At 66.9% G+C, this 15409-nt stretch carries 12 protein-coding genes and 2 pseudogenes; 10 read left to right on the plus strand and 4 right to left on the minus strand.

Annotated features, from left to right (window positions below):
- The first annotated feature begins 46 nt into the window (after nt 1–46).
- The 3 genes from QKY98_RS20985 (at nt 47) to QKY98_RS20995 (ending at nt 2854) form a co-directional block, all read left to right on the plus strand.
- On the plus strand, nt 47–1051 hold the full coding sequence (locus tag QKY98_RS20985; protein ID WP_284671529.1) for a ribonuclease Z: 1005 nt from the start codon (nt 47–49) through the stop codon (nt 1049–1051).
- Nucleotides 1052–1153: 102 nt separating this feature from the next.
- On the plus strand, nt 1154–2275 hold the full coding sequence (locus QKY98_RS20990; RefSeq protein WP_284671530.1) for a YncE family protein: 1122 nt from the start codon (nt 1154–1156) through the stop codon (nt 2273–2275).
- Between the two features lie 108 nt (nt 2276–2383).
- Nucleotides 2384–2854, plus strand: coding sequence for an MEKHLA domain-containing protein (locus tag QKY98_RS20995; RefSeq protein WP_284671531.1), 471 nt, complete (start codon nt 2384–2386; stop codon nt 2852–2854).
- Between the two features lie 177 nt (nt 2855–3031).
- Here the strand turns inward: QKY98_RS20995 and QKY98_RS21000 are convergent, their stop codons facing one another.
- The 4 genes from QKY98_RS21000 to QKY98_RS21015 form a co-directional block, all read right to left on the minus strand.
- Entirely contained in the window at nt 3032–3700 is a 669-nt protein-coding gene (locus tag QKY98_RS21000) for a LutC/YkgG family protein (protein ID WP_027597634.1), read from the minus strand.
- Entirely contained in the window at nt 3697–5151 is a 1455-nt protein-coding gene (locus tag QKY98_RS21005; protein ID WP_144957253.1) for a LutB/LldF family L-lactate oxidation iron-sulfur protein, read from the minus strand. The genes QKY98_RS21000 and QKY98_RS21005 overlap by 4 nt, the downstream gene beginning before the upstream one ends.
- Nucleotides 5148–5972: a (Fe-S)-binding protein gene (locus QKY98_RS21010; protein WP_007162121.1), complete on the minus strand. Its 825-nt coding sequence runs from the start codon at nt 5970–5972 to the stop codon at nt 5148–5150. Before QKY98_RS21010 ends, QKY98_RS21005 begins: the two co-directional genes overlap by 4 nt.
- 73 nt (nt 5973–6045) lie before the next feature.
- Complete coding sequence (locus QKY98_RS21015; protein ID WP_044341349.1) at nt 6046–7743, minus strand: lactate permease LctP family transporter; 1698 nt, start codon at nt 7741–7743, stop codon at nt 6046–6048.
- 221 nt (nt 7744–7964) lie between these two features.
- Here QKY98_RS21015 and QKY98_RS21020 point away from each other — a divergent pair, with 221 nt between their 5' ends.
- The 7 genes and pseudogenes from QKY98_RS21020 to QKY98_RS24080 form a co-directional block, all read left to right on the plus strand.
- A complete protein-coding gene (locus QKY98_RS21020) occupies nt 7965–8732 on the plus strand; it encodes an FCD domain-containing protein (RefSeq protein WP_027597638.1) in 768 nt (255 codons plus the stop codon).
- Nucleotides 8733–9298: 566 nt separating this feature from the next.
- A complete protein-coding gene (locus QKY98_RS21025) occupies nt 9299–10048 on the plus strand; it encodes a methyl-accepting chemotaxis protein (RefSeq protein ID WP_237709571.1) in 750 nt (249 codons plus the stop codon).
- Nucleotides 10049–10059: 11 nt separating this feature from the next.
- Complete coding sequence (locus QKY98_RS21030; RefSeq protein WP_007162125.1) at nt 10060–10431, plus strand: response regulator; 372 nt, start codon at nt 10060–10062, stop codon at nt 10429–10431.
- Nucleotides 10432–10451: 20 nt separating this feature from the next.
- On the plus strand, nt 10452–10757 hold the full coding sequence (locus tag QKY98_RS21035; RefSeq protein ID WP_027601278.1) for an STAS domain-containing protein: 306 nt from the start codon (nt 10452–10454) through the stop codon (nt 10755–10757).
- Entirely contained in the window at nt 10754–12925 is a 2172-nt protein-coding gene (locus QKY98_RS21040) for a chemotaxis protein CheA (protein WP_144960515.1), read from the plus strand. The genes QKY98_RS21035 and QKY98_RS21040 overlap by 4 nt, the downstream gene beginning before the upstream one ends.
- A 20-nt stretch (nt 12926–12945) precedes the next feature.
- Nucleotides 12946–14469, plus strand: a pseudogene (locus tag QKY98_RS24075) (MCP four helix bundle domain-containing protein); the annotation flags it as partial.
- A 54-nt stretch (nt 14470–14523) separates the two neighbouring features.
- Nucleotides 14524–15241 (plus strand): annotated as a pseudogene (locus tag QKY98_RS24080) (methyl-accepting chemotaxis protein); the annotation flags it as partial.
- Nucleotides 15242–15409 lie beyond the last annotated feature (168 nt).

Below are 15409 nucleotides of genomic sequence, written 5' to 3' on the forward strand. Positions count from 1 at the left end.
GACAGTGGGGCGGCCGCGCTAGACTGAGCTTTTGCCCGGAGCCCCCATGGACCTCCTGTTTCTCGGCACCTCGGCCGGGGTGCCCACTCGGCGGCGCAATGTCTCGGCCCTGGCCCTGATCGAGGACCAGGGCAAAGACTGGTTTCTCGTCGATTGCGGCGAGGCGACCCAGCACCAGCTGCTGCGTACCCCCTTGTCGGCCGCGGATCTGCGCGCCATCTGCATCACCCATGTCCATGGCGACCACTGCTATGGCCTGCCGGGGCTGTTGGCCAGCGCCGCCATGACCGGACGCAGCCAGCCGTTGGTGCTGATCGCGCCCCAGGCGGTAGCGGACTGGCTCGCCGCCACCCAGGCGCTGACCGCGCTGCACCTGCCCTTCGAACTGAGCTTCCACGCCCTGGAAGACTTCGCGGGCGTCTCCGTCGGGGCCTGGGATATCGACGCCTTCGCGCTTTCCCACCGGGTGCCCAGTCACGCCTTTCGCTTCCGCGAGACCCGCCGGCCGCAGCGCCTCGATCCCGCGGCCCTGGCGGCTGCCGGGGTGCCGCGTGGCCCGCTGTGGGGCCGGCTGCATGGCGGCGAGGATGTGCTGCACGAAGGCCGCCTGCTGCGCAGCGCCGACTTCCTGCAGGCGGCCCATGGCGAACGACGGCTGGTGGTGGCGGGGGACAACGACGCGCCCGCCTTGCTGACAGAGGCCTGCCGGGGCGCTCAGCTGCTGGTCCATGAAGCCACCTATGCCCAGGCGCAGATCGACAAGACCGGGCAGAGCTGGGGCCACAGCAGCGCGGCGGGCGTCGCCCGTTTCGCCGAGGCGCAGGGACTGCCGGCCCTGCTGCTCACCCATTTCAGTCCGCGCTACCAGGCCGAGGCGGGGCGTTCGCCGTCCATCGACGACCTGCGCCAGGAGGCCGCGGCCTGTTACCGCGGCAACCTGCAGCTGGCCGAGGATTTCGCGCGCTTTCGCCTGGATCGCCAGGGCCGGCTGAAAGCCCTGGACCAGAGCGGCGGGGCAGGGGCTGACGACCGGAACCCGATAGGAATTTGAACTCTTTCGGTCTTGTCTGACCTTTGCGCCTTGGGCATAGTGCGAACGTTTATCATTCCAGGATCGATTCGATCCCTCGCACCTCGTCCCTAGGAGAAGCAAATGGCGGTGTCTTTCAACAAGGTCTCGACGCTGGGCGCCATGGCGCTGCTGTCCCTGGCAGTGGCAGCCTGTTCCAATCGCCCGGAGGCACCGACGCCACCGCCACCCGCGCCGGCGCCCGTTGCCGCGCAACCCGCCGCGCCCCAGGCACCGGCCGAACTCAAGCGCATCGAACTGGGCTACGGCGTCTATGAGCTGGCCTACAGCCCGGCCAAGCAGTCGGTCTATGCGGCGACCGCCCAGTTGACCAAGGGCGTCACCGGTGGGGTGATCTATCAGCTGGATCCGGCCACCCTGGCCATCACCGGCCAGATCCACACCGATCTGAAGAACTTCGCCCTGACCACCGATGCCAGTGGCGAGACGCTGTTCGTCACCAACTCTCTGGACGGCGGCCTCAGCCGTATCGACCTGCGCACCGGCAAGGTGGAGAAGCGGCTGAAATTCAACGAGATGGGCCGTGACGGCCATCCGGTCAATCCGCGCCAGGTCATTCTCCACGACGGCTTGCTGTATGTCGGCGGGGTCGGCGATCCGGGCGTGATCTGGGTGGTGGACGCCAAGACCCTGACCCTCAAGGCGCGCATTCCCAATGCCGGCAAGTGGGTGACCGGCCTGCTGTATTCCGAGGACACCGGGCGCCTCTATGCGGCCAACGGCAGCGGCGAAGTGCTGGTGATCAATCCGCGCACCCGCAAGATCGAGCACCGCTGGACGCCGGGCGATGGCGGCAAGTACCTCTTGCTGAACCTGGCCGAGGATCGCGCGAACAACCAGCTGTTCGTGACCGACAACTCCGAAGCCAAGACCGTGCTGGTCTTCGATATCCGCAGCGGCAAGGTGATCAAGCGCCTGCCGGTGGGCGATGCCCTGGCCATCAAGCTCAACACCACCCGCAACGAGCTGTACATCACCCAGCGCGAGACCGGTCGCTTGCTGATCCTCGACGCCACCACCTACGCCGAGAAGAAGGCCTACGACCTCAAGCCCAATCCCAACAGCCTGCTGGTCAGCCCGGATGGCCAGACGCTGTATGCGACGGTGAAGACGCCCTTCGACAAGGAATACATGAACACCGCGCCGGAAAGCGTGGTGCGCATCGACCTCTCCGCGGTGAAGTAAACCGCGCCGCCTGGGCTGCCGCAGCGTCCTGCTGCGGTGGCCCCGGGCTTCCCAATTCCGCTGGCTTGCTCTTGAATGCGGGGGTCCCCCCACCCAGGAGCCGCCGTCTTGTCCGCCACCGATCTCAGCCTGCTGCCGCTGCTGGACGCCTCCTACCGCCACTGGCTCGGTCAGCCGCTGCCGCGTCCGGTCGGCTTGCCTGAGGCCGACGTCCCTGCCTGGTTGCACGAGCGGGCACCCTATACCCTGCTGGCCCACGGTACCGAGAGCGATCCGCTGTTCTGCTACGCCAACCGGCAGGCGCTGAGCTGCTTCGGCTATCCCCGCGCCCAATTCATCGGCATGCCTTCGCGTTACAGCGCCTCGCCCAGGGACCGCGACGAGCGTCAGCGCCTGATGGAGGCGGTGGGGCGCCAGGGCTATGCCTCAGGCTACGAAGGATGGCGCATCGACAAGGCAGGGAAGGCCTTCCAGATCCATGCGGGGGTGGTGTGGAATCTGATCGATGCCGAAGGTACGCGGCGGGGGCAGGCGGCGCTGTTCTGGCCGGATCCGCAGCGGATCGGGCAAGTGGAGTGAGGCCGGATTGTTGGGCTCGGCTGCGTGCGGAAGATCGAATTCGTGGACAAGGCTGCGCCGTTGTCACCCTACGCATGCCCCCGCCGTAGGGTGGAAAACCGCGTAGCGTTTTCCACGCGGGTTAACTGCCCCCTCTCCCTGAGGGAGAGGGTTAGGGGGTGAGGGGGACCACAACCCTCACTCATCCTCGACGATCAGCACCACCAGATCCTTGGGCCCGTGGGCGCCATAGGCCAGCACCTGTTCGATGTCGGCGGTCTTGGACGGCCCGGAGATCAGCAGGGCGTTGGTCGGCATGCCGTCCTGCCAGCGGTGTTGTTGCTGCAACTCGTAGAAGTTGTCCACCACGGTGCTGGCCCTGAGCAGGGCGATGTGCAGCGGGGGCACCAGGCTCATCAGGCGCGGTTCCTGGCGATCCGGCCAGAGCACCAGGCTGCCGGTGGCGGCCAGGGCGCCCAGGGTGCCGGTGAGGCTGGCCGGGGTGTCGTTGAACAGCTCGGCCTTCCATTCTTCCACGGGGCGATCATAGGCCTTCCAGCGCGGTGAGCCGTCGCCCTGCCAGCGCTCCACCAGGCGCGCGCCGTGGGGCGTGCCCGGGGCGATCAGCAGTTGGTCCAGCCCCCGTTCGGCGAGGATGCGCTCGACCAGCGTCGGCCAGTCCGCCGCGGTGGTCAAATGGGTTTCGGTATGCACCGTTTCCATCAGGGTACGCAGGCGGGCGACACGCTCTTCAGGCGGATAGCGCCAGGGTTCGGTCACCAGGGCTTCGTCGAAGGTGTCCGCCAGCGGCTGGGTGCCCTGCAGACTGCCGCGCAGCTTGGCGAGGATGTTGTCGCGGGCGCTCATGGGCGTTTCTCCAAGTGTTCGCGGGCCAATTCGTGCAGCGAGCGGGATGCCGGCCTGGGCGCGCTGTGGTGTTCCGTCCAGGGGCCGAGCTGGCCCGGGGTGAAGCGGCCGAAGCGGGTGGCCAGGTAGCTGAAGCCACGGTAGAGCAGCGGCGAGGTGTAGAGGTTCTGCCAGGCGTGCCAGGTCCAGCGCTCCCGGGCGGAGAACTTGCTGCCCTGGCCGCGCAGCAGGTGCGGCTCGGCTTCGGGGGCCTTGACGTTCTCTTCGCGCAATCGCCGCAACAGCGCCGGAATCGGGATCTTGACCGGGCAGACCTCGCCGCAGGCGCCGCACAGCGAGGAGGCGCTGGGATGATCCGGTGCGCGCTCCAGGCCGACCAGGTGCGGGGTGATGATGGCGCCGATGGGGCCGGGGTAGACCTCGCCATAGGCGTGGCCACCGATGCGGGTATAGACCGGGCAGTGGTTCATGCAGGCGCCGCAGCGGATGCAGTTGAGGGTCTGGCGCAATTCGCTGTCGGCGAAGGCCTGGCTGCGACCATTGTCCAGCAGCACCAGGTGCACCTCGCGCGGGCCGTCCAGTTCCTCGGCCTTGCGCGGACCGGAGATCATGTTGACGTAGGTGGTGATCGGCTGGCCCAGGGCGGAGCGGGTCAGCAGCGACAGCAGCGGCACCACGTCGCGCAGATTCTCCACCACCTTCTCGATGCCGGTCACGGCGATGTGCACCGGCGGCACCGTGGTGGACATCCGCCCGTTGCCCTCGTTTTCCACCAGCAGCAGGGTGCCGGTCTCGGCGACGGCGAAGTTGACCCCGGAGATGCCGATGTCGGCCTCGAAGAATTTCTGCCGCAGCACCCGCCGACCGGTCTGGATGAGTTCGTCGACGTCGGTGGTGTAGGGCTCGGCCAGGTGCTCGTGGAAGAGGGTGCCGACCTGCTGCCGGTTGAGGTGGATGGCCGGCATGATGATGTGCGACGGCTTCTCGCCGGCGAGCTGGATGATGTACTCGCCCATGTCCGACTCCAGGCAGTCGATGCCCTGGGCGCCGAGGACGTGGTTCATGTCCATCTCTTCGCTGACCATGGACTTGCCCTTGATCAGCAGTTTGGCCGCATGGCGCTCGGCGATCTGCTGGACGATGGCGTTGGCCTCGGCCGTGGTCTCGGCCCAGTGCACCTGGACGCCATTGCGCGTGAGGTTGGCCTCCAGGCGTTCCAGCAGCTCCGGCAGCTTGGACAGCGCCCGGGCACGGGTGCGATTGCCCAGTTCGCGCAGGCGCTCGCGCTCGTCGGCATCGCTCATGCTGGCCAGGCGCTTGGTCATCAGCGAATCCATGGCCGTGCGGAAGTTGCGCCTGAGCTGGTCGTCGCCCAGGGCCTGCCGCGCACGGGTCTTGAAGGGAGGCGCTTCGCTGAGGTCGGTGAGGGGGATCTTCAGCATCTCGTTCATGCAGCACCTCCGATACGGCGCCAGAGAAAGCTCGCCAGGTGTTCGCCACGCAGGGCGGCGCGCTGCTTTTCCAGGGCGCCGTTGATGTTCATCAGGCACCCGCAGTCGGCGGTGAGCACCTGGGCCGCGCCGCTGTCCTGCAGGGCACGGGTCTTGTCCGCCACCATGGCACCGGAGATGTCCGGCATCCGCACCGAGAAGGTGCCGCCAAAGCCGCAGCATTCGCTTTCGTGGTCATGGTCGACACGCTCCACGGCCTCTAGCTGGCCGAGCAGGGCGCGGCCGTGCAGGTGGGTCTGCATCTCGCGGCGGGCGCTGCAGGAGGTGTGCAGCGCCACCTTGGTCGGAGCGCCGCGATCCTGGTAGTCGACCTGGCAGACGTGCAGCAGGAATTCCGCGAGCTCGTAGGTGCGCTCGGCCAGATCCTGCACCTGACGCAGGGTCTCGGGTTCGTCGGCGAACAGCTCGGCATAGTGATGGCGGAGCATGCCGGCGCAGGAGCCGGAAGGCACCACCACCGGCCAGGGCTCGGCGAACAGCGCCAGCTGGGTGCGCGCCACGGCGCGGGCCTCCTCGGTGTAGCCCGAGGTGTAGGCCGGCTGGCCGCAGCAACTCTGCGCCTGGGGGAAATGCACGCGCAGGCCTTCGCGCTCCAGCAGGCGGATGCTGTCCATGCCGGCTTCGGGATAGAAGAGGTCCACCACGCAGGTGCCGAACAGATACACCTGGGTCGGCTTCTGCTGCGGATAGGTCCGCGGCGGCGCCAGCGGTGGCGCGGTACGGGTGGCGTTGGGGGCGGCGTTGTAGAAAAGATCGTTCATCAGGCGTCACTCCGGGTTGGCCCGGTAATAAGAGGACCGGCGACGGCCTGAACCGCCGCCGGGAACCACGTGATCAGTGCACCAGCATGCCGGTGAACACATAGGCCTGCGCCAGGGTGATCAACCCGACCAGCACGGCGAAGCCGATGCTGTGGCGCACGGTGAAGCGGAACAGGTCGGATTCCTTGCCCACCATGCCGGTGGCGGCGCAGGCCACGGCGATGGATTGCGGGGAGATCATCTTGCCAGTCACGCCGCCGGAGCTGTTGGCCGCCACCAGCAGGGTGTCGGAAACACCGATCTGGTGCGCGGTGGTGGCCTGCAGCGAGCCGAACAGGGCGTTGGACGAGGTATCCGAACCGGTCAGGAACACCCCCAGCCAGCCCAGCAGCGGCGAGAAGAAGGGGAACAGCGCGCCGGTACCGGCCAGCAGCAGGGCCAGGGTGGTGGACATCCCCGAGTAGTTGACGACGAAGGCGAAGGCCAGCACCAGTCCGATGGACAGGATCGGCTTGCGCAACTCCACCAGGGTCTCCTTGAACACGCCCAGGGCGGTCGAGGGCTTGATGCGGAAGATGGCCATGGAGATCAGCGCCGAGATCAGGATGGCGGTGCCCGAGGCCGACAGCAGATCGAGCTTGTAGACCGCCGGCATGGGCGTCGGCGTGGCCACGATCGGCAGCGTCTTGAGCACCAGCTTGTCCAGGTAGGGCACTGGCACGTTGATCACCAGGGCATAGAGGGCACCGCCGCTGGCGAACAGCGCCTTGAAGGCCTTGGTGGTCCAGATCGTCACCACCACGGTCAGGATCAGGAACGGCGACCAGGCCTTGATCACGGTGCCCAGCGAATGCTCGGGCGGCAGGCGACCGCCGCTGCCGAAGCCCGCGCCGCCGCCCAGCATGGCGGCGCCGCCACCGCCAGCGACCACTGCAGTCGCACCCGCGGTAGCGTGCTGCGGCTGGCGCAGCTTGAGATAGCCGGTGAGGGCGATCATGGCGGCCAGCGACGAGGTGATGTCGGGCAGTTCCGGACCGATGAAGTTGGAGGTCAGGTACTGGAACACGGCAAAGGTGCCGCCGCAGATCAGCGCCGGCTTCCAGGTTTCCCGCAGGCCGCGCATGCCGTCCATCATGAACATCAGCCACAGCGGCACCAGCAGCGACAGCAGCGGCAGCTGGCGGCCGGTCATGGCGCCGATCTTGAAGGCGTCGATGCCGGTCACCTGGCCAGCGACGATGGTCGGGATGCCCAGGGCGCCAAAGGCCACCGGCGCGGTGTTGGCGATCAGGCAGAGCCCGGCCGCCTTCAGCGGATTGTGGCCCAGGCCCACCAGCAGCGCGGCGGTGATGGCCACCGGCGCGCCGAAACCGGCCGCACCTTCCAGGAAGGCGCCGAAGCAGAAGCCGATCAGCAGCACCTGCAGGCGTTGATCGTCGGTGATCGACAGCACCGAGCTGCGGATGATGTCGAACTGGCCGCACTTGACCGTCAGCTTGTAGAGGAACACCGCCGTGACGATGATCCAGGCGATGGGCCAGAGGCCGTAGAGGAAACCGTAGCCGGCCGAGGCCAGCGCCTTGTCCACCGGCATGCGATAGACGAACAGGGCGATGAGCAGGGCGATCGCCAGGGTGAGGGCGCCCGCCACATGGCCCTTGAGTCTCAGACCGGCGAGGGCGACGAAAAAGAACAGAATGGGCAAGGCGGCGACGAAGGCCGAAAGGCCCAGGCTGCCAAGGGGGAGATAGATCTGTTGCCAGGTTTCCATCGGGTGCTCCTTGATTGTTTTTGTAGGGAGGCGGCAGGACGGGGTTGCACAAGATCGCGACCTGTGGCAAAAATTGGTAAGACCAATTTACAAGGGCGACTTCACGCACGTTAAGCGGGGTCTTTGTGCCTGTCAAACCCCTTGATGTGCGACTTTCGTCGGCCCAGCTCTTCCGCCTGGCGGACGGCCGCTGCTGTCCGCAGCATTTTTCGAGGTTTTTCATGGGGTTCGAACCGGTCAAGCAACGTCGTCTGTCCGACGACATCGTCAAGCACCTGGAAGCGCTGATCGCCGAAGGCTCGCTGCGCCCTGGCGAGCGCCTGCCGGCCGAGCGGGTGCTGGCCGAGCGCTTCGGGGTGTCGCGACCCTCGCTGCGCGAAGCCATCCAGAAGCTGATCGCGCGCGGCCTGCTGCTCAGCCGGCAGGGCGGCGGTACCTATGTCACCGAGGCGCTCAACAGCGCCTTCACCGATCCCCTGCTGCCGCTGCTGGAAAGCCGCGAGGAAACCCGCCGCGATCTGCTGGAATTTCGCCACACCCTGGAAAGCGCCTGCGCCTACTACGCCGCCCAGCGCGCCACCGAGCCGGACCTGGCGCGGCTGACCCTGGCCTGGGAGCGCCTGGAGGACTGCTACCGCCGGCGCGAAACCCTCACCCGGGAAGAGGAGGGCGAGGCCGATGCCGCCTTTCACCTGGCCATCGCCGAGGCCAGCCACAACGCCGTTTACCTGCACAGCATCCGCAGCCTGTTCGAATTGCTGCGCCATCACATGGTGACCAACATCGGCGGGATGCACGCCCAACGGGGTGAGACCCGCGAGCGGCTGCTGGAGCAACACCGGGCGCTCTACCAGGCGATTGTTGCGGGGGAAGCGGAGAATGCACGCGAGGCGGCGAGCCGCCATCTGGGCTATGTGAGAGAGGTTCTGGAGGAGGCTGGCGCCATGGCAGGCCGTCTAGCACGGGCCAAACGGCGCGATGAGCTCTAAAAAAAATCTGGCGTGAAATATCATGATGTCATTATGCTAGTAGCATAAAATGAGCGTCCGCGGCTAAAGTTTAGCGTTCCAGAGCTGATAACCCGGTCACACCTTCCCGCCTTCGCTGGCGTCTAGACCGGTACCCTCCTGTGGAACACGCCTCTTCTTCGCCCTCGCTCGTCGACCTTACCTTCACTCCTGCATTGCTCGGTGCATGCAGCACCGGGGCAATCCTGTTCGTGGGCGGCGTGACGCCGACCACCCTGGCCCTGAGTGCCACCCAGGTGGTCCTGGCCGCCGGGCTGGGCTTCTGGCAACTGCGTCACGCCCAGGCGCGCCAGGCAGAGTGCGCCGCCGAGCAGGCCGTGAGCCAGAGCCCCGCCAGCGGTCGAGACGAAGCCCTCGAAGCGCTTTGCGTGGCTGTACTGCCAGTCTGGTCCGAGCAGATCGAAGCCGCGCGGGCCCACACCGAGCAGGAAATCGTCAGCCTGACCAGTCGCTTCGCCGAACTGGCCGACCGCATCCACAGCGTGGCCGGCGCCGATCACGGCAGCGGCGATCGCCTGGTCAACCTCATGGCCAGCAGCCAGAACCAGTTGGACGGCATCCTCCAGGCCTTGCGCGAGGCGCTGTCCAGCAAGGGCGCGCTGCTCAACGAAATCAACGGCCTGGCCGGCCTGACCGAACAGCTCAAGAGCATGGCCAAGGACGTCGGCGACGTGGCGCGCCAGACCAACCTGCTGGCCCTCAACGCCGCCATCGAAGCCGCCCGTGCCGGTGAAGCCGGGCGCGGTTTCGCGGTGGTCGCCGACGAGGTGCGCAAGCTCTCCACCCTGTCCGGCGATACCGGGCAGAAGATCGGCGAAACCGTGGAAACGGTGAACGGCGCCATCGCCCGCACCTTGGAGCTTTCGCAGCTCCACGCCGAGCGCGACACCGGCACCCTGAACCAGTCCGGCGAGACCATCGAACAGGTCATCGGCACCTTTGGCGGCACCACCCGTGACGTGGTCGAGCGCAGCGATGCCCTGGCCGACAACGCCGCAGCCGTGGGCGGCGCCATCGCCGAGGTGCTGGTCGCCCTGCAATTCCAGGATCGCGTCAGCCAGATGCTCGGCCACATCCGTGACGACCAGGCCCGCCTCGAGCGCCTGGTGATCGACCGTCGCGCCCTGGCCGCCAGCGGTCAGCCGCTGCCGACCCTCGACACCCGCGGCTGGCTCGCCGACCTGGCCCGCACCTACACCATGGCCGAGCAGGTCGCCGTGCACCACGGCAAGCGACCGGCCGCCGCCCCCGCCGAATCCGATATCACGTTCTTTTAAGGAAAGCTGTCATGAGCAACAAGACCATTCTGATCGTCGACGACTCCATCTCCATCCGCCAAGTGGTGTCCATGACCCTGAAAAGCGCGGGCTACGACGTCATCGAAGGCTGCGACGGCCGCGATGCCCTGACCAAGCTGGACGGGCGCAAGGTGCACCTGATCATCAGCGACGTGAACATGCCCAACATGGACGGCATCACCTTCGTCACCGCGGCCAAGAAGCTGCCGGCCTACAAGTTCACCCCGGTGATCATGCTCACCACCGAATCCGATGCTGCCAAGAAGGCCGCCGGCCAGGCCGCCGGTGCCAAGGCCTGGATGGTCAAGCCGTTCCAGCCGGCGCAGATGCTGGCGGCGGTTTCCAAGCTGATCATGCCCTGATGGCCCCGGAGGCTGCCCCCATGAACGACATCGTTCGTACCCGCTTGCCCCTTACCGGGCCGCTGACCATCTACACCGCGGCCGACAGCAAGCCGCTGCTGATGGAGCCCCTGACCGCCGGGGTCACCGTGGCGCTGGAACTGGCCGAGGTCGATGAATTCGACTCCGCGGGTCTGCAGTTGCTGCTGCTGGCCCACCGCGAGGCGCAGCGTCTGGGCGGCAGCCTCGAACTGGTCGACCCCAGCCCCGCCGTCACCGAACTGCTGGAGCTGGCAGGTCTTGCCGACTTCTTTACCGCGGCCGCCGCGGAAGGTGTTGCCGCATGAACATGGACGAGATCCTCAAGACATTCATCGCCGAGAGCGAGGAATTGCTGCAGCAGATGGAAGCCGCGCTGCTGCAGATCGAGCAGGCGCCGGATGACGTCGAGCTGATCAATGCCATCTTTCGCGCCGCCCACACCATCAAGGGTTCGGCCGGGCTGTTCGGCCTGGACCATGTGGTGGCCTTCACCCATGTCGCCGAAAGCGTGCTCGACCGCATCCGCAGCAATGAGCTGGCCTTCGACGAGACCCTGTCGGCGCTGTTCCTGGAGGTCTGCGACCACCTCAACGGCCTGATCGCCCGGGTATCGTCCGGCAGCGAGCCGGAGCCCGACTTCCAGGCCGCCGGCGCCGTGCTGGTGCAGCGCCTGGAGCACTATCTGCAGCCGAGCGCCAAGGCGGTCCAGCCGGCCGCCACCGCCCGTAGCCTGGCGGCACCGGTCGATGGTGTCGCCGCCGGCCACTGGCACCTGTCGCTGCGCTTCGGTCCGGACATGCTGCGCAATGGCATGGATCCGTTGGCCTTCGTGCGCTACCTCAACAGCTTTGGCCGCATCGTCAACATCGTCACCCTGACCGACGCCATCCCGGCCGCGGCGGAGATGGACCCGGAGACCTGCTACCTGGGCTTCGAGGTCGCCTTCGACAGCGACGCCGACAAGGCGACCATCGAGGCGGCCTTCGAATTCGTCCGCGAGGACAGCCAGATCCGCATCCTGCCGCCGCACAGCCGCAGCAGCGACTACTGTCAGCTGATCGACGACTTGGCCGAAGAAGACCTGCGCCTGGGCGAGATCCTGGTGCGCTGCGGCACCCTGACCGCCACCGAGCTGGACGAGGTGCTGCGTCGCCAGGCCGATCCGGCGACGCCGCGCCAGCCCATCGGCGAAGCCCTGGTGGAGGCCCAGCTGGTCAATCCGCCGGTGGTGGATGCGGCCCTGAACAAGCAGCGCAAGATCAAGGAGCAGCGCGCGCCGGCCGGCGAAGGCCAGCTGATCCGTATCGACGCGACCAAGCTCGATCAGCTGATCGATCTCATCGGCGAGCTGATCATCGCCGGTGCCGGGACCCAGCTGATCGCCCAGCAGAGCGGTCTGGCGGCTCTGGTGGAATCCACCGGGGTGCTGTCGCGCCTGGTGGAAGAGGTCCGCGACACCGCCCTGACCCTGCGCATGGTGCAGATCGGCACCACCTTCAACCGCTTCCAGCGCGTGGTCCGCGACGTCTCCAAGGAAATCGGCAAGGACATCGCCCTGCGCATCAGCGGCGGCGAGACCGAGCTGGACAAGACCGTGGTGGAAAAGATCGGCGATCCACTGACCCACCTGATCCGCAACGCCATGGACCATGGCATCGAATCCGCCGAGCTGCGCCTGGCGCGAGGCAAGCCGGCCCAGGGCACCGTGGGGCTCAATGCCTATCACGAGTCGAGCAGCATCGTCATCGAGGTCACCGACGACGGCGGCGGTCTGTCGCGCGAGCGCATCCTGCGCAAGGCGACCGAGCGCGGCCTGATCGCCGAGGGCCAGGTGCTGGCCGACAAGGACGTGTTCAACCTGATCTTCGAACCGGGCTTCTCCACCGCCGAGCAGATCAGCAACCTGTCCGGTCGCGGCGTCGGCATGGACGTGGTGAAAAAGAACATCACCGCCCTGCGCGGCAGCGTCGATCTCACCAGCGAGGAAGGCCGCGGCACCACGGTGACCATTCGCCTGCCCCTGACCCTGGCGATCATCGACGGCTTCCTCATCGGCGTCGGCAAGGCTACCTACGTGGTGCCCCTGGAGGCGGTGGAGGAGTGCATCGAGCTGACCGAGGCGGCCAGTGTCCAGGCCAACGGCAACGACTACCTCGACCTGCGCGGCGAGGTGCTGCCGGTGCTGCGCCTGCGCCAGCTGTTCGCCATCGAGGAAGCGCCGCCGCGGCGGCAGAACGTGGTGGTGGTGCGCTATGCCGGCCAGCGCGCCGGTCTGGTGGTCGATCAGTTGCTCGGCGAATTCCAGACGGTGATCAAGCCGCTCGGTCCGCTGTTCGGCCACAACCGCAGCCTGGGCGGTTTCACCATCCTGGGTACCGGCGCCGTGGCGCTGATCCTCAACGTGCCCGGCCTGATAGGAGAGGCCGCGTCTACCAGCGTTACTGCTCCAGTCCACGCTCCCGTGCTGACCTGACCGACAAGGAATTCGAGTCCATGACCGTTACCAAACGTATGTCCCTGCTGGTCCTTTCCGCGTTGCTTGGCATCATCCTGCTGGCAGGGCTGGCTTACTACCAATTGCACCAGGTGTTCGAACGAGCCAATTTCGGCAACGACGATACCGTGCCGGCCATTCTGGGCATCGACGCCGTCGACGCCCATTCCGCCGATGTCATCACCAACATCTATCGCCACCTCGCCGCCGATGGCGAAGCCGCCACCCGGCAGGCCGAAAAGGAACTCGGCGAATCGCAGCGGCTGACCGAAGAGGCGCTCAAGGCCTACGAGGGGCAGATCTCCGACGAGACCGACAAACGCCTGTGGGAAGACGACAAGCAGGCCATCGCCGCGCTTAACCAGCTCGCCGCCAAGGTGATCCCGCTGTCGCGCGCCAGCCTGGATGACGAGGTCAAGCGGCTGCTGGGCGAAAACCAGGAGATCATCACCCATGTCGGGGATGTCCTTGACGCCCATCGCCTCTACAACCAGAAGCTGGGCGCGGAACAATCCAGCCTGGCGGAAGGCACCCTCACTCAGGCCACGCTGCTGTCGATCGGCATCTCCCTGGCCACCCTGCTGCTGATCGGTCTGCTCGGCTTCTTCATCACCCGCAACCTGCTGCGCCAGCTGGGCGGCGAGCCGGCCGAGGTGGCCAAGGTCGCCAACCGCACCGCCGCGGGCGACCTGCCCGATGATCTGCAGCTGCGTGCCGGCGACGAGTCCAGCCTGATGGCCGCCATGCAGCGCATGGTGGTGACCCTGCGCGGTCTCGTGCAGGAGATGAGCACCATGGCCAGCGAGCACGATCGCGGCGAGACCGAGGCGCGCATTCCGCTGGAGCGCTTCCAGGGCACCTTCCGCAACGTCGCCGAGGGCGTCAACGCCATGGTCGCCGGCCACCTCAGCGATTCCGCCAAGGCCATGGCCTGCGTCAAGCGCTTCGGCGAGGGCGATCTGGCTGCGCCGCTGGAGCGGTTCCCCGGCAAGAAGGCGGTGATCAACGACAACCTCGAGCAGGTCCGCGACAACATCCAGCTGCTGGTGGCGGAGATGGTGCAGCTGTCCGCCGCCCATGATCGCGGCGACACCGATGCGCGCATCCCCGTCGAGCGCTTCCAGGGCACCTTCCGTGGCATGGCCGAAGGCGTCAACGCCATGGTCGCCGGCCACCTGAGCGATTCCGCCAAGGCCATGGCCTGCGTCAAGCGCTTTGGCGAGGGCGATCTGTCGGTGGCGCTGGAGCGCTTCCCCGGGCAGAAAGCGGTGATCAACGACAACCTCGAACAGGTCCGCGACAACATCCAGCGCCTGGTCGAAGACGCCAACCAACTGAGCCAGGCGGCCATGGCCGGTCGTCTCGATACCCGCGCCGATGCCAGTGCCCACCAGGGCGATTTCCGCCGCATCGTCGCCGGCATCAACGGCACCCTCGACGCCATCGTGGCGCCAGTCAACGAAGCCATGGGCGTCATGGCCGGGCTCGCCCAGGGGGACCTGAGCCGCACCGTGCGCGGTGACTACCAGGGCCAGTTGCTGGAGCTCAAGGAGTCGATCAACGGCACCGTCGGCAAGCTGAACCAGATCATCGGCGACGTGCGTCTGTCGGCCGACTCCTTGGCCAGCGCCTCGGAAGAGATCTCCGCCACTGCCCAGAGCATGAGCCAGGCCAGCACTGAACAGGCGGCTTCGGTCGAAGAGACCAGCGCCAGTGTCGAACAGATGTCGGCCTCCATCGCCCAGAACACCGAGAACGCCAAGGTCACCGATGGCATGGCCGGCAAGGCCGCGCGGGAAGCCGGGGAGGGTGGTCAGGCCGTCAGCGAGACCCTGGTGGCCATGAAGACCATCGCCGACAAGATCGGCATCGTCGACGACATCGCCTACCAGACCAATCTGCTGGCGCTCAACGCCGCCATCGAGGCCGCCCGTGCCGGGGAGCATGGCAAGGGCTTCGCCGTGGTGGCCGCCGAGGTGCGCAAGCTGGCCGAACGCAGCCAGGTCGCGGCCCAGGAAATCGGCACCGTGGCCAAGAGCAGCGTGGCCCTGGCCGAACGCGCCGGCACTTTGCTGGAACAAATGGTGCCGTCCATCAGCAAGACCTCCGACCTGGTCCAGGAAATCGCCTCGGCCAGCGAAGAACAGAGCAGCGGGGTGAGCCAGATCAACGGCGCCATGCTGCAACTGAGCCAGATCACCCAGCAGAACGCGTCGGCGTCCGAGGAGCTGGCCGGCACCGCCGAAGAAATGAGTACCCAGGCGGAGCAGCTGCAGCGCCTGATGGGCTTCTTCAATACCGGCGAAAGCCGGGTGGTACAGGACCTGGAGCGCGCGCTGGAGGCCTCGCGGCCGAAGGCCATGCAGGTCCCGGGCAAGGCACTGCGTACGGGTACCTCGGGCGTGCCTGACGGCTACGTCCCCTTCGAATCCTGACCCCTATCCTACGGCCACCTGCGGGTGG

This window comes from Pseudomonas sp. HR1 (genome assembly GCF_030175875.1).
GTDB classification, from domain to species: domain Bacteria; phylum Pseudomonadota; class Gammaproteobacteria; order Pseudomonadales; family Pseudomonadaceae; genus Chryseomonas; species Chryseomonas oryzihabitans.